The sequence below is a fragment of the Chryseolinea sp. T2 genome (genome assembly GCF_037203685.1).
Taxonomy (GTDB): Bacteria; Bacteroidota; Bacteroidia; order Cytophagales; family Cyclobacteriaceae; genus Chryseolinea.
The window spans coordinates 773501-795479 of record NZ_JBBCAU010000001.1 but is presented as its reverse complement, the minus strand read 5'-3'; the positions used below and the strand labels follow the sequence as shown (position 1 = coordinate 795479).

Here is a 21979-nt window from a genome sequence, read left to right as displayed (position 1 = left end):
TCTTGTGCTAACCCATCGAAGGCCGTCGTGTGAGCGAGATCCCCAGAGCGTTAATTCGCGAACTTAATGTCGACGGTACCATATCAAGCAAAGCAGCGGCGCCGTCCTTACCGGACACCTTCCAGTTCGTAGCCTCGAGCGCGCGAATGATGTTCTGCTTCTCAAACTCCAGAAATTCCTTGCGAGTCAAAATGGGTTGTTCAGTCTTTATCTCAGTACGCGGTGTCAGCTGGCGGTTAAGGGCGGAAAGATCAATCTGTCCCCCTTTTGTCATAATAGCCGCGCGCTCAATCACATTCTGGAGCTCGCGGACATTGCCTGGCCAACGATAACTCTTAAGAATGTTACGCTGCGATTCATTTAAGCGATCAAACGATCTGTTGAGACGCTTCGCGTGTTTGTCGATAAACTTCTGTGCTATCAGTGCGATATCGTCGAGTCGTTCACGAAGCGGTGGCACTTCGATCGGAAAGACATTCAAGCGATAATACAAGTCTTCGCGAAACAAGTTCTCACAACTGAGCTGAAAGAGATTTCTGTGCGTTGCAGCAATAATACGCACATCCACTTTAATAGTCTTCGAGCTGCCCACTGGTTCAAACTCTCCTTCCTGAATCACGCGCAGTAGTTTCACCTGGAGTTCGGGAGGCAATTCGCCGATCTCATCCAGAAATATAGTACCTCCATGTGCCAATTGAAATCTACCCTTTCGTTCGGACGTGGCGCCAGTGAATGCGCCTTTCGCGTGTCCAAAAAATTCACTCTCTATGAGGTTCGCAGGGATAGCTCCGCAGTTAACGGCAATCATTGGCTTGTTCCTCCGATGGCCGGATTGATGAATATGCTGTGCAACGAGCTCTTTGCCGGTTCCAGTCTCGCCGTTGATCAGTACCGTGGCATCTGTGTTAGCTACCGTGTAAATACTTTGAAGAAGCCTCTTCATCACCTGGCTCTCTCCTATCAGCTGACAGGATTGTTGCAATTCATCGAGTTCCTCACCCAGGTGCTCGGTCTGATGAATAAGATCCTTCGACTTATCGCCTGACTGATTACCTATCTTTCTTCTCAGCACCAGCGTATAATAAATCTGCGTACTGAGTTCATACCTGCTTAAGGTGCCCTCGGCGTCAAATGGATCTCCGACCCGGGGCAACAAAGTCAGATCACCCTCGAGCCACCCATAGCGACGACCCGTTTTTTGCAATTCTTCGATCGTACTTAAGACATTGCTCTTGCCCGCATCAGAAAGAAAAGCAGCGATCGGCATTCCAATCATCGACGATGAATCAGTCTGCAGTTGTGATTCGGCCGTTGCATTCACCATGACGATCTGACCGCGCTGATTCAAATTGATGAGCAGGTCCTGAACACCATTAATGAGACCCAACAGCTGGTTTTCGCGGATACGAATCTCACGCTCTCTCTTAAATCGAACCAGTTCACATTCTGAGCGAGACTTGATCGTGCTCAGCATGTAATGTATTGCATCATCAAGCATCACGGGTTGACTATGGAGAATCGCTACACTTCCTACTACCGATCCTGCGCCATCGCATAACGAAGCTCCCACGTAGCTTTCGCTTGAGAACCTTACCATTATACTATGCTCACTTGGAAACAGATCGCGGATTGCGCGGGGATAATGCACAGTCTCATGCGAACGAACTATCGCTTCGCAGGGAGTGCCCTCAATCAGATAGCTCATGTTATTCATGTAGGCACCCTTGTGCAGGAAAGCAACCGTCGACATGGCGTTCTGTTCGGGATGATATTCTGCCATCCAAACTGTGTCAACGTTGAGCAGGTCACTGATCTGCATCACGAGCTGCTGAAAGTATTCCTCTCCCGTTAGAAGGGAGATCGTATCGAAAGATGATCTGAATCTTTCACGGGTATAGGTAGACATAACGGCATTCATGTAAGGCCCATACGATGATTAAGGCCTAATTGTTTGCTGAACGCTGTCACCAAATACGAGTCAGACCGGCTGCGGTGGTGGCTGCGACCTTGCTTTCAGAAGTACTACTTCGCTTGTCGAAGGCAAGTACTGTTTCCATCGGGATCCTTAAGCCAGGCGAATTTTCCCCATGGTGTATCGTCAACCTTTCCAACGTCAATTCCCTTTGCCTTAAGTCCGGAGATTGTTTTCTGAATGTCGTCTGTTTCGCAGATCACTGCGGAAAACGATCCCAACGAGATCGTAGTGTGATCGCCTGGCAGGCCCATTTGCAGCCATATTTCACCCTGACCCATTGGTTGCTCTACAATCACCTTATACCCCAGCTTCAGGTAAAATTCCTTTGCACGTTGTTGGTCTTTGACCGCCAACATGACTATTTCAATTGATTTCATATTTCAAATTCCTTCTTATGTGAAACACGCAATTAATACACAGTCGTACGTCGTGATGTTTCAAAGGTAGTATCGCTCCACCATCCCTGGCCCTTGTCGATTCCGACAATCTTACAGGTTGATCGCGACAGCTGGTTTGCTTTCCTTTGATGAATGAAGCACGTATCCATACTCACATTGTACGATGCGACTTTGACAAGCATCGATAGCAGTCACCAGATTTTTACCCGGGTAAACGATTTCATGAGTTACCAGGGAAGGCCATCATTCTATGAGGTAGAACTCGTTGGACTGCACTCAGACATGAATCTCGGTGGTGGTCGATATAACATTCGTGCAGACAAAACGATTGACGATATAAGCAAAACAGACGTTGTTGTGTTGCCGTTGTTGTGCGGTGATTTCGGTGCAGCAATTGATCGCAACCGAAAGTATCGCGACTGGCTGATCGCGCAGTATGAACAACATGCCGAAGTAGTCTGCCTTTGTGTTGGATCATTTTTTCTGGCATCCACGGGTCTGTTAAACAACAAGCGGTGCGCCGTACATTGGGCAGCGAGAAATGAATTTGAAATACGCTTTCCGGAAGTTCAGATTGTTGACGACAATATCATTACAGACGAGAACGGAATGTATACGTGCGGAGGTGGATATTCGTATCTGAATCTGCTGCTTTATGTCCTCGAGAAACATCTGGGAAGAGACATTGCCATTCTTGCTTCCAAGATGTTCGAGATAGACCTTGACCGGAAAACGCAAAATCCATTCACGATCTTTATAGGGCAAAAGGCGCATGGCGACTCCGTTGTTCTGAAGGCACAGGAGCTCATCGAAAGTAGTCCAGCTTCAAACTTTATGGTCGATGAGGTATGCAACGCCGTGGGTATCGGTCGGCGAACATTCGAACGTCGTTTTAAAAAGTGTACCGGCAACTCCGTCGTGGAATACGTGCAACGGGTAAAGGTGGAATACGCAAAAAAACTTCTTGAAGGGGGTTCAAAGACCATTAATGAGGTTACTTACGCCACCGGTTATAACGACGTAGATGCCTTCCGAAAAGTGTTTAAGAGATTTACCGATTTGTCGCCGCTGGGCTATAGAAAGAAATATGCGATGTGACGGATTCGCATTAAGCGTGAAAGTACATTAAGCGTGAAAGTATAAGTGAAAAGTCGCACCTTCGCCGGGGTTACTCATCGCATTAACGGCGCCTCCGTGGTTCTCCATTATTCGTTTTACGATTGCCAGTCCTATGCCTGTCCCCGTTACCTCTTTACTTTGATGCAACCGCTGAAATACGTCGAAGATGCGGGCCGCATCTGACTGATTGAACCCCATTCCATTGTCGGAAACGGTTATCTTATGATAACCAGATGTGCCGTTCACCAGGCCCAGCGGTATGTCCTTGCCGCGAATGCGCGCTGATGATATGATGATCTCTGGTGTAACCCCCGGTCTGGAAAACTTCAATGCATTGGTGAGCAGATTAGTGAACAGCTGATGAAGCTGAAACTCTATCCCCTTAATCACCGGAAGATGATTAACATTGATCTGAGCATGCTTCTCGGCAACCTTTAGTTCAAGATCATTTAATGAAGCCTTCACCACTTCGTTAAGGTCAACATCCTTTGTAAGCGATTCGGACTTGGAAAGCCTGGAGTATGACAGGAGATCATCCATCAACTGCCTCATTCTTGTAGCACTCGTCAGAATTTTTTCCGTAAAGTGCCGCGTTTCGTCACCGTCACCTCCGTCGAGAATACGATTGGCGAATGTCTGTATCTTACGAAGCGGCTCCTTGAGATCATGGCTGGCCACGTATGCGAATGATGAAATCTCCTCGTTCAGGCGCTGCAGGCTTCGGTTCTTGTCCTCAAGCTCTACGGCATTTCGTTTGATCTGATCATCGGCTTCCTTTCTCAGGGTGAGGTCTCTTGTTACTTTAGAGAAACCGATAATGTTTCCGTTGTCGCCATGCAGAGCTGTAATCACTGTATTTCCCCAGAATCGCGAACCGTCCTTTCGAACGCGCCAGCCTTCATGTATGGCACGGCCGTTTGTCGTTGCCTCCTCCAGGAGTCTTTTAGGCAACCTGGAAATTCTGTCTTCCGGAGGATAGAAGATTTCGAATGAGGAGCCAACTATTTCCGCTGCGCGATAACCCTTGATCTTTTCTGCACCGGCGTTCCAGTTTTGAATGATTCCGGATTCATCCAACAGAATGATCGCGTAGTCCTGCACCTCGGCAATCATGCGATGGTATCGTTCTTCACTACGGCGCAGCTCTGCGTTTTTGAACTTAAGTTCGTCGGCATAGTTAGCCAACTTGTCTTCGGCAATCTTTCTGTCAGTAAGGTCGCGGGTTACCTTCGTAAATCCCATAATTTTGCCGTGGTCGTCATGAAGGGCAGTGATCAGCACGCTGCCCCAGAATCGCGATCCATCCTTTTTTATACGCCAGCCTTCATGAGTAACGGACCCGCTATCGGCTGCTTCCTGTAAAAGCCTGTCGGGGAGTCGCGCCTCCTTGTCCTCTTTCGAATAGAAGAGACGGAAACTTTTACCTATGATTTCAGAAGAACTGTATCCTTTGATCCGTTCGGCACCTTTGTTCCAATCCATGATATGGCCCTCGCGATCAAGCATAATGATTGCGTAGTCTCTGACTTCCGAAACCATCTTATGATACCTCTCTTCGCTCTGTTTAAGAGCTTCGTTCTTCAGCCGAAGGTCTTCTACATGGTTGCTGTAATTGTCCTCGACGACCTTACGCTCAGTGATGTCTCTGGTGAGTTTAAGAAAGCCATTGAGGTTTCCTGCAGAGTCATGAAGTGCTGAGACGGTCACGGAACCCCAGAATGTTGAGCCGTCTTTCCTGACACGCCAGCCTTCGTAGGAGACACGCTTCTTGTCTGCGGCATCCCGCAGCAATTGCGCGGGCAGATCCTTGTCGCGGTCCTCGCGGGAATAAAACATGCTAAAATTCCGTCCGAGCATCTCGTTGGCAGCATAGCCTGTCAACTTCTGGGCGCCCTGGTTCCAGGATACTATCGTTCCGTCCTTTTCCAGAAGTACGATGGCATAGTCTTCCACCTCCGCGACCAGCTGCTGAAATCGCTCCTCCTGTAGTTTCGAACGAAACACAATACCTTTACCTTTTTTGTCGGACAATGGTGCAAACTCGTTCTCCATACAGACTTTGCCGATGTCTTAATTTGCCGGTCTTAATCAAATATACCGATATACATACCACAAACACATACTGCTGTCCACAACTGTGACAATCTATTCCAGAGCGAGAAGGAAAGCCACGCAGAAATGACCAGGCCTACTACTTTTCCCGTACGCGGCTGAGCGTAGCTGTATTTATATCCAAGTATGATGCCACAACGTGTCGTGGTATTCGGTCGAACAGTCCCGGGTATTGTTCATTAAAAGCGATGTATCGGGAGCGCGCATCTGGTTTCGATGATGGCGCTCTCTTTCTTACCCGGTCTATTAATGTTTGATTGGCGACTTTCCTCCACATCTCGTCCCACCAGGTAATTGATGCCGAAAGTTTACCTATCCCTTCTTTCGTGAAAAATACAACTCTTGTGTCAACCACAGCCTGAATGATTCCACGAACGGCGCGTCGTTCTTTGAAGTCATTGACATCAACTACGAAATCACCGGGAACAATGAAATATGAAATTACGTCGGATCCATCTGCTCTGTAAGTTCCGACACTCAGAGCACCGCTGGCAACAAATGCGATTGCCTCGGGTATCTGACCTTGCTCATACAATATGTCGTGGCTACCTATTACCGCTTCCCTTACATGACTTCGCAAAATACGCTCCGCGTCCGGATCAAATACTTCTAATTGTCGCAGGTAATTGAGTAGCTCGTCCATGACCCAAATTCGAAATCCTGATGCAATGGCGGCACTTTCAGTTCAACACAAAACCTGGTAAACTTTCGTCAGATATTCCCGGATAAAATAAATTGGTCAGAAGGTGAAACCTCGCACTGCCATTTGCTCTCTAATGATTGGGCCAGTAAGCTGTTCGAAGAGAGCCGCCTGCAACAATGGTACATCATCGGACTAACGGCCGGGTATGCATTGCTAGAGGAATTCCTTGTAACCAGACTCATCATCCTGAAACCACAATACGTGAAGAAATATGTTGTCGAATTATGTTAAAGTAGGGATACGAACCCTTTCGCGTCACAAACTCTTTTCGTTAATCAATGTTCTCGGTCTGGCTATCGCCATGTCTGTTTGCCTGCTGGTGATCATGCTTCTTGCCGACCAGTTTGCGTATGACGATTTTCACCCGGAACAGAAGAGGATCTTCCGTGTTCTATCGGTTCGCCCTGACTCGGATAGGCCCTATGCGAGTACGCCGCCCTCATTAAACTCGACTCTGAGGACCGAATTAGCTACGATTGAGACCAGCACCAGTCTGGTTACCGGTGTTGGTGGCGACGCCGTTGTGGGAGATAAGGCAGTCGAAATGCGTGGTTTCTTTGGTGATGAGAACTTCTTCAAAGTTTTCGGATTTAAGCTACGCGAGGGCGATTCACAAACAGCATTAAATGAACCTCACTCGATCATCATTTCAGAACCCGTAGCGCGGGCGTTGTTCAAGGACGCCGATGCATTAGGTAAGACAATTAATTTCTACGACCGCGGCTTACACTATCTGAAGCAGGGGAAAGATTCCAGGCCGGTTGCCTGGGGAAGCTTTACAATTACTGGTGTAATCGACCCGAAAACAACGAAGTCACATTTGCGCTTCGACGTACTGATGTCGAAATCAACGCAGAGACTTTTGCTTGCCGACGGGAAATCGAATGACAGCGACGGATGGGACAAAGCTTTCACTTATGTACTTGCTGCCGAAGGGCAGACGAAGGAAAACATTGACGTTGCACTTCAGAGTGTTTTCGAATCGCGTTTCGGATCGAATGAAAGTCTAAAAGGATTTGGTTTGTTTGCCCAGCCATTGCCGGAGGTAACGCCAGGCATAATAGTCAACCAGCATACCAGCTTTCAACTGCCAGCAATGGCCTTTTACGTGTTGGGATTCATTGCAGCTATCATTATGATTTCTGCGTGCCTTAACTATGCGAATCTCTCTGTTGCAAGATCCCTGACCCGACTCAAGGAGATCGGTGTACGAAAGGTTTCCGGTGCCCGCAGAAATGATCTGATCATGCAGTTCCTCACAGAGTCCATGATCACCACGGCGCTTGCATTCTTTATAGCCTGTGGCATTCTGTTTTTCATTCTGCCGGCGTTTACAAGCTTATGGCTTAATCGATATCTGGAATTGACACCTGAATTGAACTTCGCCGTGATAGGTTACTTTGCAATATTCGCCTTCCTCATTGGCATCGGTTGTGGAGTTTCGCCTGCTATTTATCTCTCGCGGTTTCAACCCACGAGAGCATTGAAGAATATGGTTTCAACATCGGGCGGCAAGATGGGCATGAGGAAGTTTCTCAATGCTATGCAGTTTGTGATTTCGTTGTTCTTCATTGTTACAGCACTCCTGGTGTATGCGCAATACAAGTATTTCATGAACTTCAGATACGGATTCCAGGCAAAGGGCATTGTAAATGTTGAACTGCAGGGCAACGCCTTCGATCGGGTGTCACAGGCATTCGAAGCAACGTCGGGGGTAAGCGCAGTGTCGGGATCGCAGTATGTGCCTGCAACAGGTCGTACCAGCGGAATGGAACTTGATAATCCTAAGGGTGGCGATCCTATTGGCTTTCGGCATCTTGCAGCAAGTGAAGGGGTGATTGACAATCTGGGATTGAAATTGATTGCAGGCACGAAGCTCCCGCCTTCTGCTGATTCTATCAGCCGATACATATTGCTAAATGAAACAGGTGCGCACCGGCTGGGCTTTGCAAATGCGGCCGATGCCGTCGGATCGACGGTAGTTCAAACATGGGACCGCGAGCCGTTCCAGGTTGTAGGTGTAGTGCAAGACTTCTGGGTTAAGCTTCCTATCGGAGGCGATCCACTCGATCCCTTGTTCATCCAAAATCTTCCGCATCTGTTCAGCTATGCCAATGTCCGCATTGAAGCTGAAAGCGAGAAAGAGGTCCTGTCAAAGCTTGAACGCACATGGAAACAAATCGATCCGCTGCATCCGTTTAAGTATCAGTACTACGAAGATGAGTTGGATTCTACACACGCCGGCATCTATGATGTTGTATCGATCGTTCGGTTTCTTGCTCTCATTGCTGTGACGATAGCCTGTATGGGCATGCTGGGCATGGCGGTTTATACTGTAGGTAAGCGGCGGAAAGAAGTCGGGATCCGAAGAGTATTGGGTGCCGGGCAACGGTCTCTGGTTATTTTGCTTTCGAAAGAGTTTCTCTGGATACTGGGCATCGCGGTTTGCATAGGCGGTCCGTTAAGCTGGTTTGTGAACAATGCCTGGCTGCAGATCTTTCCTACGCGCGCTCCGTTCGGCTGGGAGATAATATTGATGTCTGTGGCCCTCCTGCTTACTCTTGGTCTTTTGGCAATAGGATCGCAGGCGTTATCTGCTGCCCGGACGAATCCTGTGGATACGATACGTGAACAGCTTTAGGCGGGGTGCCCTTTCCGCGGCATCTATATCTTTCCTGCTTGTATGGAAGCGGCCTTCGCTTCCATACGTGCACACCATATTATCGAAGTGCTTTTTTCACTTTCCGTTTCGAAGTCCGAGGTAATGCTTTCGCCGACCGGCGTCAAGCTTTTCGATTGCATATCGCAATGTAACGGATGGCATATGCGTTGCATGCTTGTCCAGGAATGCGGAAAGTTCTTTTGGCGCCTTCTTGCCTGCTTCCCGCACCCAGCTGCCTACTGCTTTGTTAACGTATTCATCCTTATCGTCAACAAGCATTTCAGCAATCTTAAAAGTATCGCTTACGTCGCCTCTTTTAATAAACGCGTGGGTGCTCACGATCGACGTACGCCTTCTCCATGGATCATTGGCCTTTGCCAGTTTGTATAAGATGTCCCGCTTCTTATCGAGCAGATATTCGCCGATGACATGTGGTGCCGCGCGATCAACGTAGTCCCAGTTGTCGATCTCATCGTGATGATCGATGTAGAAATCGAAGAGCGCTTTCTTTTCCGATTCGGTTAGCTTCTTGTTACGTGCCTTGAAATCGAGTATGCTCAATGCTCCCATGCGCACTTCGTAATATTTGCTTTTCATCAGCTTAGCCAATTCGCTCAACGGCAATGCGCTGAATTCCTTTGCTGTTGAGAACACGTCTCCGAATTTTACTCCCAGAGCTTTGACCGTCCGATCTGATCCTCGGTAGAAACGGTCGACTTTGTCCAGCTCGGACTCTTTCTTAAAGAGCGTGAGCGTTTCGATGAAATCCTTAGCTGTCATAGAGTGAGAATTAAGAATTAAGAATTAAGAGTTAAGAATTAGCAGCCAGCCTGCGGCTGATTGACGGCCACGACCGCAGGTCGTGATAGCCAATTCATAATTCTTAATTCTTAATTCTTAATTTCTATTCGGAAGGTAGGCAAAGTGATAGAGAATCCGAACCACTTCCGTGCCGCACAACCCCCTTTCCGTTGGTTACAAAAAGCCAAAAACCCTTCACTGAAAACGTTTGCATTGCTATCTTTGAGGTATGCCAGTGTATCACTCTTTGGGTAAGAAGCCGTCGAAGCGGCATACGATTTTCGAGAAGCCGAATGGCGGTTATTACTATGAGCAGCTGTTCGGAACAGAAGGCTTTCATGGCATGTCGTCGCTGTTGTATCACACACATCGCCCCACAGAAGTGAAGCAGGTCAAAGAGGTGATCGATCTGTCACCTCAGATAGCGGAGCAAAAGAGTCTCTTCAGCCGCAAGCTGCTGGCGTTCGACATTGCCCCTCAGGATGACTTTCTTAAATCACGAGCTCCACTCCTGGTCAACAACGATATCCATATTGGTGTTGCGGCCCCGCGAAAATCGATGACGTCTTATTTCTATAAGAATGCGAGCGCTGACGAGTTACTCTTTATTCATCGCGGATCAGGTAAGCTTAAAACGTTCGTGGGGACTATACCTTTTCAGTACGGTGACTACCTTATCATTCCCCGTGGAATGATTTATCAGATTGAGTTCGACGCAGAAGACAACCGCATTCTTTATGCGGAGTCTTTCAGTCCCATCTACACACCGAAACGTTATAGAAACGAATTTGGTCAGCTGCTGGAGCACGCACCTTATTGTGAGCGCGACCTTATCCTTCCGCAGGACCTCGAAACACATGATGAACGCGGTGAGTTTGTGATGAAGATCAAAAAGCAGAACAATCTCTACCACTATGTATACGCAACCCATCCGTTTGACGTTATCGGATGGGATGGTTTTAACTACCCTTATGGATTCTCCATTCACAACTTTGAACCGATAACGGGAAGGGTACACCAGCCGCCGCCAGTCCATCAGACTTTCGAAGGACATAATTTTGTTGTCTGTTCATTTTGTCCGCGACTGTACGATTATCATCCGCGTTCCATTCCCGCTCCATATAATCACAGCAACATCGATTCGGATGAGGTGATCTATTATGTAGATGGAGATTTCATGAGTCGCAATGACATTGGTCCCGGACAGATCACTTTGCATCCCGGAGGCATACCGCATGGACCTCATCCCGGTGCGATGGAAAGGAGTATCGGAAAGAAGGAGACGAAAGAACTGGCTGTCATGATCGATACGTTTCATCCGCTTATGCCTACCACGGATGCGCTACGGGTCGATGACGGGAAATACTATAAGTCGTGGTTATCGCAATGAAACAATTCCCGGGCTTCCGGGAAACCAATAAATCAAATTCGTTATGACAAGAGACATGTCAACTTTGCAGGAAGTGCACAGGGATTCGGGTGATGATTTTCTGCCTCTGAAGGGAACGGACTACATTGAATTGTATGTGGGCAATGCGAAGCAATCGGCGCATTATTATCAACACGCCTTTGGATTTGATCGCGTTGCATATTCCGGACCGGAAACGGGGAATCGCGATTTTGCCTCCTATGTATTGCAGCAGGGCAAGGTTCGTCTTGTGCTCACTACAGCGTTAAATCCCGACGGCGATATCGCTGGACATGTACAGCGCCATGGTGACGGAGTGAAAGTGCTGGCATTGTGGGTTGACGATGCCACGAAGGCCTATGATGAGACGATCAGACGCGGTGCGATCTCCGCGGCAAAGCCCAAACGCATAAAAGACGAATATGGGGAAGTGGTCACGGCATCGATCAGAACCTATGGTGACACCGTGCACACCTTTGTTGAGAGAACGAACTACAATGGACCTTTCCTTCCGGGATACATGGCCTCATCAAGCACTTTTAAAACTTCACCCATCGGACTTCAATACGTTGATCACTGTGTGGGTAATGTGGAGCTCGGGGATATGAACAAGTGGGTAAAATTCTATGAAGACGTGATGGGTTTTAAACTTCTCATCACGTTCGACGACAACGACATCTCAACGGAATATACGGCATTGATGTCGAAGGTGGTATCGAACAGGAACGAGTACATCAAGTTCCCCATCAATGAACCTGCGCAGGGGAAGAAACGGTCTCAGGTCGATGAATACCTCGACTTCTACCAGGGAGCGGGTGTTCAGCATATTGCCATTGCCACAAATGACATTCTTAAAACCGTATCAGAACTTAGGACGCGCGGCGTAGAGTTCCTGACCATTCCTTCAAACTATTACGAGTCACTGATGGAGCGCGTAGGCAAAATTGATGAGGACATTAAGCCACTGAAAGAGTTAAACATACTGGTTGATCGTGACGAAGAGGGATACCTTTTGCAGATCTTCACAAAGCCAGTTGAAGACCGTCCGACGCTGTTCTTTGAGATCATTCAGAGGAAGGGAGCAAAATCATTCGGCAAGGGCAATTTCAAAGCTTTGTTCGAAGCTATCGAACGCGAGCAGGAGATACGGGGTACGTTATAAGGATGCCGGGCAGGGTCGATATTACTTCAGTTGGTCAGCGGACATCATGGATTGATGTGCCGCGAGATTGTGACTTCACCATATTCAACATTCCGTTTGGTGTATTTCGGGCGCAAGATGGTACTTCGAAATGCTGCAGCGCCATCGGGAACTTCGTTATTGACCTTAGCGTAATATCCGGCGCAGGTTATTTTGACGAAGCCGGTATTCCGAAAGAAGTTTTCGGAAGTGGTACGCTGAACAACCTCATCGCTCTGGGAAAGGAGCGTACAAACAAAATCAGAACCCGCCTAATTGAACTGTTGTCGGAGGACAATGTTGAATTAAAATCCAGGCAGGACATCGTGTCAAAAGCATTGATTCCGATGCAGACAGTGTCCATGCAAATGCCGCTGACTATTGGTGACTACACTGATTTCTACTCCAGCAAGGAGCATGCGAGCAATATTGGATCATTGCTAAGAGATCCAAATAATCCATTGCTTCCAAACTGGAGACACCTGCCTGTGGCCTACCATGGAAGGGTATCGTCGATTGTTATTTCAGGAACTCCGGTGATCAGACCATCTGGTCAGTTCAAAAGACTGCCAACCGATTCATCACCCGTGTTTGGTCCAACGGAGCGGCTGGACTACGAGCTTGAAATGGCGTTTGTCATAGGTAGGAATTCCGATGTGGGGGAACCCATTCCGATAGGCAAAGCGGAGGAGTACATTTTCGGCTTTCTTCTTTTCAACGACTGGTCTGCCCGCGACATTCAAAGCTGGGAATATGCTCCTCTTGGTCCCTTTCTCTCGAAGAACTTTATGTCGTCGGTATCGCCATGGATCGTAACCACTGAGGCGATGGCACCTTTCCGGGTCCGGGGTCCTGAGCCGGAAGTACAACTGCTGCCCTATCTGCAAACGGAGGGCGAATTAAATTATGATATAAGACTGGATGTTGAATTACGTACAGGCCAGGGCGCATCAAGGCATTTATCCACAGGCAACTTCCGGCATATGTACTGGAACTCGGCACAGCAGCTGGCACATCATACTATTACGGGTTGCAATGTTAGAATTGGAGACCTGATGGCATCGGGGACGATTAGTGGTCCGGAAGAAAATGCCAGCGGATGCCTCATGGAATTAACGCGAAACGGACAGACACCTATTCAACTCCATGATGGTTCCATCCGGACTTTTCTTCTCGACGGAGATACGGTGATCATGAGGGCGCACGGGCAGAAGGAACACATCCGGGTTGGGTTTGGTGAAGTGACAGGAACCGTGAGTGCGTTTCGTTAAGTGTGGTGGAACCGTAAGTGCGTTCAGTCAAGGACAGTGGAACCGTGAGTGCGTTTCGTTAAGTGTGGTGGGAACTGTACGGACGTTCAAGTAAGTGGTGGACTTATAGTGACGGATTGAAAAAGGAATTTATGGAACTGAATGAAGTGACCAGTAAGCTGCCGAAACATCTGTTGCAGTTTGTTGTGGACCAGCCATACAATGCATACACACCAATCGATCAGGCCGTGTGGCGGTACGTCATGAGGCGCAATTGTAAGCATCTAAGGAAGATTGCGCACGCTTCGTATTTACATGGCCTGGAAGTGACGGGTGTAGAGATCGATCGCATTCCAACTATGTATGGAATGAATCGCATATTAAAAGAGATCGGATGGGCGGCTGTAGCCGTCGATGGATTCATACCTCCAGGCGCATTCATGGAGTTCACTCAGTACAACGTACTGGTTATTGCTGCTGACATCCGCACCATTGAACACATCGAATACACACCTGCACCGGATATCATTCATGAATCAGCAGGACACGCTCCTATTCTTGCCGTTCCCGAATTCGCCGAATATCTCTGCGCCATCGGGGAGGCTGGAGCAAAGGCGTTTTCATCGGCGAAGGATGTTGAGTTATATGAGGCAATCCGTCACCTGTCCATAATCAAGGAGGACCCAGCTACAAAAGATGACGAGGTTATCGCTGCCGAACGTGACATTGAACGTATTCAGCAAAACATGGGCGAGCCCTCGGAGATGGCCCAGATCCGAAACCTGCATTGGTGGACGGTCGAATATGGTCTCATTGGATCATTAACGGACTTCAAACTCTATGGTGCCGGTTTATTGTCGTCCATTGGTGAAGCGATCAGTTGTCTGAAAGACGATGTAAAGAAACTTCCTTACACGCTGGATGCGATGAACTGCAACTACGACATCACTAAACCGCAGCCTCAACTGTTCGTTACTCCGGATTTCAAACATTTGATGAAGGTACTGGAAGAGTTCAAACAACGGATGGCCTGGAAGCAGGGCGGATTAACAGGAGTGCAAAGGGCCATTGAATCACAGCAAACCAGTACCCTCGTATTTAGTTCGGGACTGCAGTTAACCGGAACGATACGTGATGTCATTGTCGTGGACAATGCTCCGGTATTTATAAGAAGTGAAGGGGTGTCTGCTCTATCCTACAATGATGAAGAGCTGCCAGGGTTTGGCAAAGATCAGTTAACAGTGGGATTTGCATCGCCTGTTGGGAAGATCATGGTTCGCGATGCCCGTAGTACTTCCGGTAGCACGGGCGCGACGCCAGTGCTATCTGTGGAGGCATTAGATGAGTACGTTGATCTTGAAAGTCTTAATGACAGTGCCCTCAGGGCAGCCGGCATTGAAATTAATACGCAGGCAAACATTCGCTTCCAGAGCGGAATTGTAGTAGAGGGGTTGGTGAGTATGTTTATCCGAAACGACAAGGGTGCGTTAATGATGATCCTATTCAGGGAGGCGAAGGTTCAGTATCAGGGTAAGGTGCTGATAAAGAAGTCTGCATACAGCATGGCCGTTGGTTCATCCATCATTTCGGCGTTCGCTGGTGCTGCCGACATTGATGCCTTCGAGCCTCTCGTCTCAGTTCCCCGTGAAAAGATGCACAAGATTATCCACAGCGATGCATCGGTACGTCTTCAAAAGCTATATAGCGAAGTTCGGGCAATGCGTGAAACCACAGTTCAGGGTGATCGGCTAATTGAAATCTTTAATATCCTTAAACGGGAGTTCAGGAACGACTGGCTGCTGTCGCTGGAGGTATTGGAACTTCTGGAAATGCATCGCCCTGGGTCAGAGACTGCACATGATATAAAAGCCTATCTTGAACATAAAGCCTCAGAAGAAAATCGGTTGACTCAATTAATTCAGAACGGACTGGCCCTACTCGATGGAGATAAGGTGAAGGTTAAACGGTGAAGAATTGTTCCAACGGCCTGGTGATCATATATAAAACGCGCGATCTTGCGTATCTGACTTAAGGAAAGTTCGAACAAAAATTAAGCGATTCCATCGGAAGCATTCTACTATGTTACGGGCGCTGTTCAAATCATCGGCAAAGCAGATCGCATTACACATTGAGGGAACCGATGAAGAGTTTGATCGGATCTATCCGAGAAACATCCGACGAATATCGGAGCAACACTTCACTCCTCTTAATGTGGCGAAGACAGCCGCATCCTTTCTGGTGAGCAGGCCTGCCACACGCGTTCTTGATATTGGATCAGGGGCGGGTAAGTTTTGCTTCGTCGGTGCTGCTTCAACAAAAGGAGTTTTTGCAGGTATCGAACAACGCGAGGATCTTGTCAACTTATCCAATTCCATCGCCCGAAAACTTCACATTCAAAACGTACGCTTCATTCACACTAACGTGATGGGCATTGCCCTAAAAGAATTTGACGCATTCTATCTTTTCAATCCTTTCTATGAGAACGTCAAAGCGGGAGAGCGTATAGATGATACAGTGTTGGTGAGTCCTTCACTGTTTGCGAGTTATTCATCCTACACCAGAAGTCAATTATCGGAAATGCCGGAAGGCACGCGACTGGCAACGTATTACACATCACCTTCTTTCATACCCAACGATTATAGGCAGGTTGAATCAAGTAGTGATGGTCACCTGCTGCTTTGGGAGAAGTGCTTATTCAATCAAAAGACGCGGGAATCTCAGATGGCACCTTAAAGGGCTCAATTCTTCAGAATATTGGCTATCTCCTCTTCGCTGAGAGTCGGTGGCACAACACCATTCTTCATTTTGTCGATCATCAATTCTGCTGCCTTCTTAGCCTGACCCTCCTGTTCAAACCCCTTCACTCCAGATACTCCTGGCACATGTGGCTGGTGGATGAACAATGCATCATCGCGATAGACGTCGTAGCCGAAAGTATTCTCCGGTGCTTCGATAATCTGATAACGGAAATTTGATGGTGGTGCAACGGATGCACTATCAGGCAGGGGAGCCGATTGTTCGGCTGCGGTTTCTTTTTCCTGTTTACCGCAGCCAAACATCAGTGCTGCAAGGAGTACGACGTAAATCGATCTCACTTCTTAATGATTTTGATGTATTTGTTCGATGCACGCTTTGTGCTGACCAAATTTACAAAATAAATACCGGCAGGGTACGACGACATGTCGATGCGTGTTGTCGAGTTGAGCGGCTGAGCAAAGACCTTACGGCCATTGTAGTCAAGCAACTGCATATTCACTATTCCGTCCTGAGGGGCAACTTCAACAGTGATGAAGTCCGTTGTCGGGTTCGGATACACACCGATTTTAGATTCTTCTTCAACACCTGTCACCATTACCTCCACGATATTGCTGTACGTGGATTCGCCGCCAGAATTGATCGCCTTGACACGGTAACTCATAGTGGCAGCGACAATCTCCGACGACGTAAGAGTAGTAGATGTGGTCCTTCCAATCTCCTGGAAGTTCGAACTGTTCCCCAAAGCCCTCTCCACAACGTATGAGGTAGGAGTTGATCCAATGCCTGGTGACCAGTTGAGCACCACGTTATCTCCGATCACGTCACCCGTCAGCTGGACAGGAGCAGCAGGGACTGCATCAACGGTCAGCGACTGTTCTGAAGAAGTTTTGAACTGACCATTGTTGCTGTATGCGCGAATCTTATAATAGTATGTCGTGCCTGAGCCAATGTTATTGACTGCTGTGGTGTCGGATGTTATTACCACGCCCTGACGTGTACCCGCAACGTTAGGAATCTGACTGCGGAAGATTACAACGCTATCAGGTTGAGGAGTAATTCTCCTCCACTTGAGCCTGGCCTGGCCCGGGCTGCTAACCTTAACTTCTACGAGGTTTGGACCATCGAGGAGGGTATTATATCTCCATACCTTGTGACCCCATGTTCCAGTCGATACCATCACATATCCAAAGCCGCTTACAGGGTCCTGCGTCACTGTGAATACGTTGGACAGCCAATCTGTATACAAAGGTTTATCAACAAACGCCCACTTGTCAGTAGCCGGTGTGTAACCGTAGATTCTGATACCAATGCCTTCGTTTCCATATGCCCAGTTTGGCACGAAGAATACGAGTGCTTTGTTCGCGCCTGTGATTGAATAAGAGCGCGCGCCTGTGGTTCCGTCATTCGGAATATCCGTCAGCTGCGTCCAGCTATCATTGGCGAAATCATATGACCAGAAATCACGTCCGCCACTTGTTGTGGATCCGCTGTTGTATTTTGAACCACCGGCAACATACGCCTTACCATTAATCGTGAATGTAAATGGATCCTTGCGCGTCTCACCCGGAAGTGAAGTGAGCTGAGTCCAAGTTGTGCCGTCGAAGCGCCACAGCTCATTGATTGATGCAGTGCTATTTCGCACTCCGCCGATCAGATATACGTAAGCGCCGTTATTGAATACGCCAGGGCCGACGATTGAATTGCCGTTAGGATAATTAACAGATGCTGTCCATGTATTGGTTGTCGCCGAATACTTGTAAAGATCCTTAAGCGATCCACTCTTGCCTGTACCGAATCCGACATAAGAATCTGTGCCGAGTGTAAAGGTTGTTGCTTCAGCGCGTTCTTCACCGGGGAAGTCTGCCTTCTGTGACCAAACACCAGTAGCGGTGTTGTATTCCCAAATGTCCTTTAAATAGTTTCCGTCCTTTTTACCAGTGCCATAGTATAACTTTCCATCAGCAAAGAAAGAAATTGAATTCTCGCGCTGAATAGCCGGGATCTCACCTAATTCCGTCCACGCCGGGCCAGAATTTTCAAAGGTGTTGTTTGAAGGTATTGACTCGTCTCCATTTTCATTGACTGCAATAACCTGGAACTTATAGTTTGTGTTTGCCGTCAGATCAGTCACTGCGAATTGCGTAATACCAGCAGCGACGGTTGTTACGTCACGATAGTAGCCACTTCCAGTCTGATATTGGATCTTTGTTTTCACTGTAAGACTTGAAGTCTGGTTCCACGTAAGGAGAACACGGTCACCTAAAAACTTGCTATCCAGGTTCTCAGGTGGCGCCACTAGTGCTTCAGGGCTGTAGACCCACATTTCATAGTTGCTCGTGATCACATAGATCTTCTTGCTTATCAGGAATGACCGGCTGGAGTAGTAGCCGGATGCCGGCAAGGCGGGTTTGAGGGCCCACTGCTTCGACACGAAGTTATAGCTGCCCATTCCTCTCTCACTAAAGTAAGCGATGTTGTTGATCTGATGCACAGTACCTGTCGCGTCCAAGCCGGGAGGATTAGGGTTCTTTGTCCATGCACCTGTAGTAAGGTCCATTGAGTAAGCCTGAAGTACGCTACTCCATCCGCCGCCGCTTGATTTACGCCAGCCATTCATCAGGTATACTTTGTTGTCTTTGGCAAAAGCTGCAGCTGTTGAGAATCCAACCGGTGCGTCAATCATGCCGGCCCACGTGTCGGTTGATGGATCGTATTGCCATGCATCTTTGAGGAATTCGGCAGAGGTAGACCCGTCGTCACCCCCGATGAGATAACCTTTTGATTCAGTGCTGACAATAGACTGGTTACTACGTGCCACGCCAGGGAAGTCACCCTTCTTGGTCCATGAATTGGTCGCAGGATCGTACTCGTAGAAATCCTTGTAGTAAATTGTCTTCTGGTTAGTGTAATCGTACTTGGACCCCATACCAACATAGATCTTGTTGGCAATAGAAAATGTTATAGGATATGAACGTGGCTCACCAGGGAAGTCAGCCTTTTGAGTCCATGCATCACTCTCCGGATTATATTCCCACCACTTTTGCGTCCATAAGTTGATACCAAGATATGCGCGGGTTGATGTTGATGCAGCTGCGTCACCGAAAAGCTCGGTGGTAGCATTGGCGATCGTGCTTATTTTCTTCCAGCCACCGCGGTTAGAAGCCATGGCAACCTTCGAATAAGAAGATTCAAGAGAACCGTTTACCGCTTTTACCTTATAATAGACTGTCTTGTTTGAGCTGTTGAACTCATCAACGAAAGTTTTTTGGTTACCCGCAACCTGTGCCACCAGTGTATAAGGTCCCGCTTCGCTTTCTGCGCGATAGATCTGGATAGTGGCTGCGTCGCTGTATGCCTGCCACGTCAGCTTGATCTTCATTGGATCAAAAACCTCGGCCGCGAGAGACACGGGAGTTTTCACACCAAAGTCAGATGACCAGGAATAGGACGAGGTTCCGTTGAACAGATAGATCGCATTGCTTGTTGCCGATGTGATGCAGCTCCAATACTGGCTTCCGTCATAGTGTAAGGCCCTTTCAATCCAACGCTTATTGGCAACCTCGAATTCCCAGAGCATGCTCTTGTCCGGGGAATTGTTTGTAAAAATGTGAGCGAACAATCTGTTGCCCATGGCAACGAATGTATTGAATCGAAATGATGGGACGGGAAACTTAACAACTGCAGTCCATGTGTTGCCTGAAGGATCGTATTCATAAACCGTTGCAGGGCTGCCAGACTCGAGAACGTAACCCTTGTTATTATAGCCTACACCTTCGCTGGTGCTGCTGACGTTAGGATAGTCCGCCTTCTGGGTCCACACGTCCGAAGAAGGATCGTATTCATAAAAGTCTTTGCCGGCAGTTCCGGTGGTTGACAAATAACCACCACCGACATATCCCTTTCCTCCTGTTGTAAAGGAAAATCCATAGCTCCTTCCAACGGTACCTATATCCGCCTTCTGTGCCCAGGTATTTGTGGATGGATCGTATGCCCAGAAGTCCTTGAGGATATTTGCTGTACCTGATCCCTTCGTGCCGGCGCCGAAGTAACCTTTTCCATTCAAAGCAAAGCCAATTCCGTATAATCTGGCGTCGCCAGGAAACTCGGCCTTTTGAGTGTAGGTGCCTGTTGCAGGATCGAATGACCACAACTGCTTGGCCGCATTGCTGAGAACATTTGATGCATCCTGGCTCCCGGTAACATAAACGATGTCATTAATGGAGAAAGTGGGGGCATCAAGCAGATAGGGATTGCCACTATTGGAGTTTTCAGAGATCGTATTCCAAACGCCGTTGTTGTTTGAGCCTGTTATCTGTGACGCAACATTGGAAGCTGCAGATGGTCCGTCAGTGGATTTTGCTGCGCGCACCCGGTAATAATACGTCTGGCCATTAGACAGACCGTTGTCCGTATAGGTTAACGAGTTTGCGGGCAGTGTAGTGATCGTGGTGAATGTTGTTCCGTTCGTTGATCGCTCAACAATAAAGCCCGTCTCATCATAAGCGTTGTCCAACCAATGCAAGCGGATAGAATTCTCGCTATAGGATGTGACCATAGCATTTGTAGGAGGTTGGGGCGGCTGAGGAGCACTAAATTCATAGAAGTCCTTCGTGCTTACTCCGATTGCAGGAGCGTCAGTAAAACCAGTTCCAATATAAGCCTTGCTTGAGGTGGCAAAACCTGCGGCAACATAGCGACGGTCACCAATGAGCGGTGTCCTCTGCACCCACTCATCCTGGGCAGGATTGTATTCCCATATGTCGTTCTTTCCGGTGCCTCCATCGCCCGTGGCAATGTATCCTTTACTAAGCATTGAGAAACCAACCGCACTTTCACGAGTGCCACCGGCCATATCTGCCTTTTGTGTCCAGGTGTTTGTGGCCTGATCGTATTCCCAAAAGTCTTTCTTAAGTGAACCGTCGTTACCGGTTCCTATATATCCCTTAGTTCCAATGGAGAAGCCAACAGCGCGCTGGCGTGCCGTTCCGGCGAAGTCCGCCTTTTGCGTCCACGCGTTTGTTGTGGGATCATATTCCCAGAAGTCTTTACGGCGTGTGCCATCGTAACCTGTTCCGATATAGCCCTTGGTACCTATGGCAAAGGCAACGGCCTCGGTACGTGCCGTTCCTCCGAAGTCAGCTTTTGCTGTCCAGTTGTTAGCCAATGGATTAAATTCATAGATCTTTCTGTCGCGGGTAAAAGTGATGTCTTCGCCGGTACCTACGAATACACGGTTGCTGACAACAAATGCCACAGGATTTACACGACCACCTCCGGTCATGTTCGCTTTTTGTGTCCACACATTAGTGGTAGGGTCGAATTCCCACATGGCACCGTTCGGCGATCCACCAACAATACCAAGGCCTATATAGCCTTTCGAGTTGACTGAGAATCCGACAGCACTTTCACGGTTTGAAGTTCCAACATCGGCCTTCTTGACCCAGGAGCCGCCAGTTTGCGAGTAGGCGAGTGAGCAAATGGTAAGAAGGAAGGTAACGGTAAAGAGTCTCTTCATGCTAAAAATAAATGGTCGCCAAAATATCATGAAGCAGGCAATACAACTGCAACATGTAAGTTACTATTAGCAGCGTGTATCGTGCGCGTTGAACAGAGC

The 21979-nt window shown here is 48.1% G+C and carries 14 protein-coding genes; 7 read left to right on the top strand and 7 right to left on the bottom strand.

Features of this window, described 5'->3' with window-relative positions; genetic code table 11:
* Positions 1-7: 7 nt before the first annotated feature.
* Positions 8-1906 carry a sigma-54 interaction domain-containing protein gene (locus WBG78_RS03380; protein WP_337324957.1) on the bottom strand — a complete coding sequence of 633 codons (1899 nt, stop codon included), beginning with the start codon at positions 1904-1906 and terminating at the stop codon, positions 8-10.
* A gap of 116 nt (positions 1907-2022) precedes the next feature.
* The gene (locus WBG78_RS03375; protein ID WP_337324956.1) at positions 2023-2352 is read right to left on the bottom strand and encodes a VOC family protein; all 330 of its coding nucleotides are present in this window, start codon (positions 2350-2352) and stop codon (positions 2023-2025) included.
* A gap of 153 nt (positions 2353-2505) precedes the next feature.
* Here WBG78_RS03375 and WBG78_RS03370 point away from each other — a divergent pair, with 153 nt between their 5' ends.
* Positions 2506-3471, top strand: coding sequence for a GlxA family transcriptional regulator (locus WBG78_RS03370; RefSeq protein WP_337324955.1), 966 nt, complete (start codon positions 2506-2508; stop codon positions 3469-3471).
* A gap of 27 nt (positions 3472-3498) precedes the next feature.
* On the opposite strand, the gene WBG78_RS03365 is transcribed toward WBG78_RS03370, so the two are convergent.
* Both WBG78_RS03365 and WBG78_RS03360 read right to left on the bottom strand, forming a co-directional pair.
* Positions 3499-5544: a PAS domain-containing sensor histidine kinase gene (locus WBG78_RS03365; protein ID WP_337324954.1), complete on the bottom strand. Its 2046-nt coding sequence runs from the start codon at positions 5542-5544 to the stop codon at positions 3499-3501.
* A gap of 139 nt (positions 5545-5683) precedes the next feature.
* Positions 5684-6247, bottom strand: a complete 564-nt coding sequence (locus WBG78_RS03360) for a Crp/Fnr family transcriptional regulator (protein ID WP_337324953.1) — start codon at positions 6245-6247, stop codon at positions 5684-5686.
* Positions 6248-6518: 271 nt separating this feature from the next.
* Between WBG78_RS03360 and WBG78_RS03355 the strand changes: the two genes are divergently transcribed.
* The gene (locus tag WBG78_RS03355; RefSeq protein ID WP_337324952.1) at positions 6519-8948 is read left to right on the top strand and encodes an ABC transporter permease; all 2430 of its coding nucleotides are present in this window, start codon (positions 6519-6521) and stop codon (positions 8946-8948) included.
* Between the two features lie 96 nt (positions 8949-9044).
* On the opposite strand, the gene WBG78_RS03350 is transcribed toward WBG78_RS03355, so the two are convergent.
* Positions 9045-9749, bottom strand: a complete 705-nt coding sequence (locus WBG78_RS03350; protein ID WP_337324951.1) for a DNA alkylation repair protein — start codon at positions 9747-9749, stop codon at positions 9045-9047.
* A 250-nt stretch (positions 9750-9999) separates the two neighbouring features.
* Here WBG78_RS03350 and WBG78_RS03345 point away from each other — a divergent pair, with 250 nt between their 5' ends.
* The 5 genes from WBG78_RS03345 to WBG78_RS03325 all read left to right on the top strand — a co-directional run bounded on the left by WBG78_RS03345 (position 10000) and on the right by WBG78_RS03325 (position 16341).
* A complete protein-coding gene (locus tag WBG78_RS03345) occupies positions 10000-11160 on the top strand; it encodes a homogentisate 1,2-dioxygenase (RefSeq protein ID WP_337324950.1) in 1161 nt (386 codons plus the stop codon).
* Positions 11161-11203: 43 nt separating this feature from the next.
* The gene (hppD, locus tag WBG78_RS03340; RefSeq protein WP_337324949.1) at positions 11204-12340 is read left to right on the top strand and encodes a 4-hydroxyphenylpyruvate dioxygenase; all 1137 of its coding nucleotides are present in this window, start codon (positions 11204-11206) and stop codon (positions 12338-12340) included.
* A 2-nt stretch (positions 12341-12342) separates the two neighbouring features.
* Positions 12343-13629 (top strand): fumarylacetoacetase, encoded by a 1287-nt coding sequence (gene fahA / locus WBG78_RS03335; protein WP_337324948.1) that lies wholly within the window; start codon positions 12343-12345, stop codon positions 13627-13629.
* 131 nt (positions 13630-13760) lie between these two features.
* Positions 13761-15578, top strand: a complete 1818-nt coding sequence (locus tag WBG78_RS03330; protein WP_337324947.1) for an aromatic amino acid hydroxylase — start codon at positions 13761-13763, stop codon at positions 15576-15578.
* Positions 15579-15687: 109 nt separating this feature from the next.
* Positions 15688-16341 carry a methyltransferase domain-containing protein gene (locus tag WBG78_RS03325; protein WP_337324946.1) on the top strand — a complete coding sequence of 218 codons (654 nt, stop codon included), beginning with the start codon at positions 15688-15690 and terminating at the stop codon, positions 16339-16341.
* A 5-nt stretch (positions 16342-16346) separates the two neighbouring features.
* On the opposite strand, the gene WBG78_RS03320 is transcribed toward WBG78_RS03325, so the two are convergent.
* On the bottom strand, positions 16347-16703 hold the full coding sequence (locus WBG78_RS03320) for a DUF4907 domain-containing protein (protein ID WP_337324945.1): 357 nt from the start codon (positions 16701-16703) through the stop codon (positions 16347-16349).
* Positions 16700-21880: a kelch repeat-containing protein gene (locus WBG78_RS03315; RefSeq protein ID WP_337324944.1), complete on the bottom strand. Its 5181-nt coding sequence runs from the start codon at positions 21878-21880 to the stop codon at positions 16700-16702. Before WBG78_RS03315 ends, WBG78_RS03320 begins: the two co-directional genes overlap by 4 nt.
* Positions 21881-21979 lie beyond the last annotated feature (99 nt).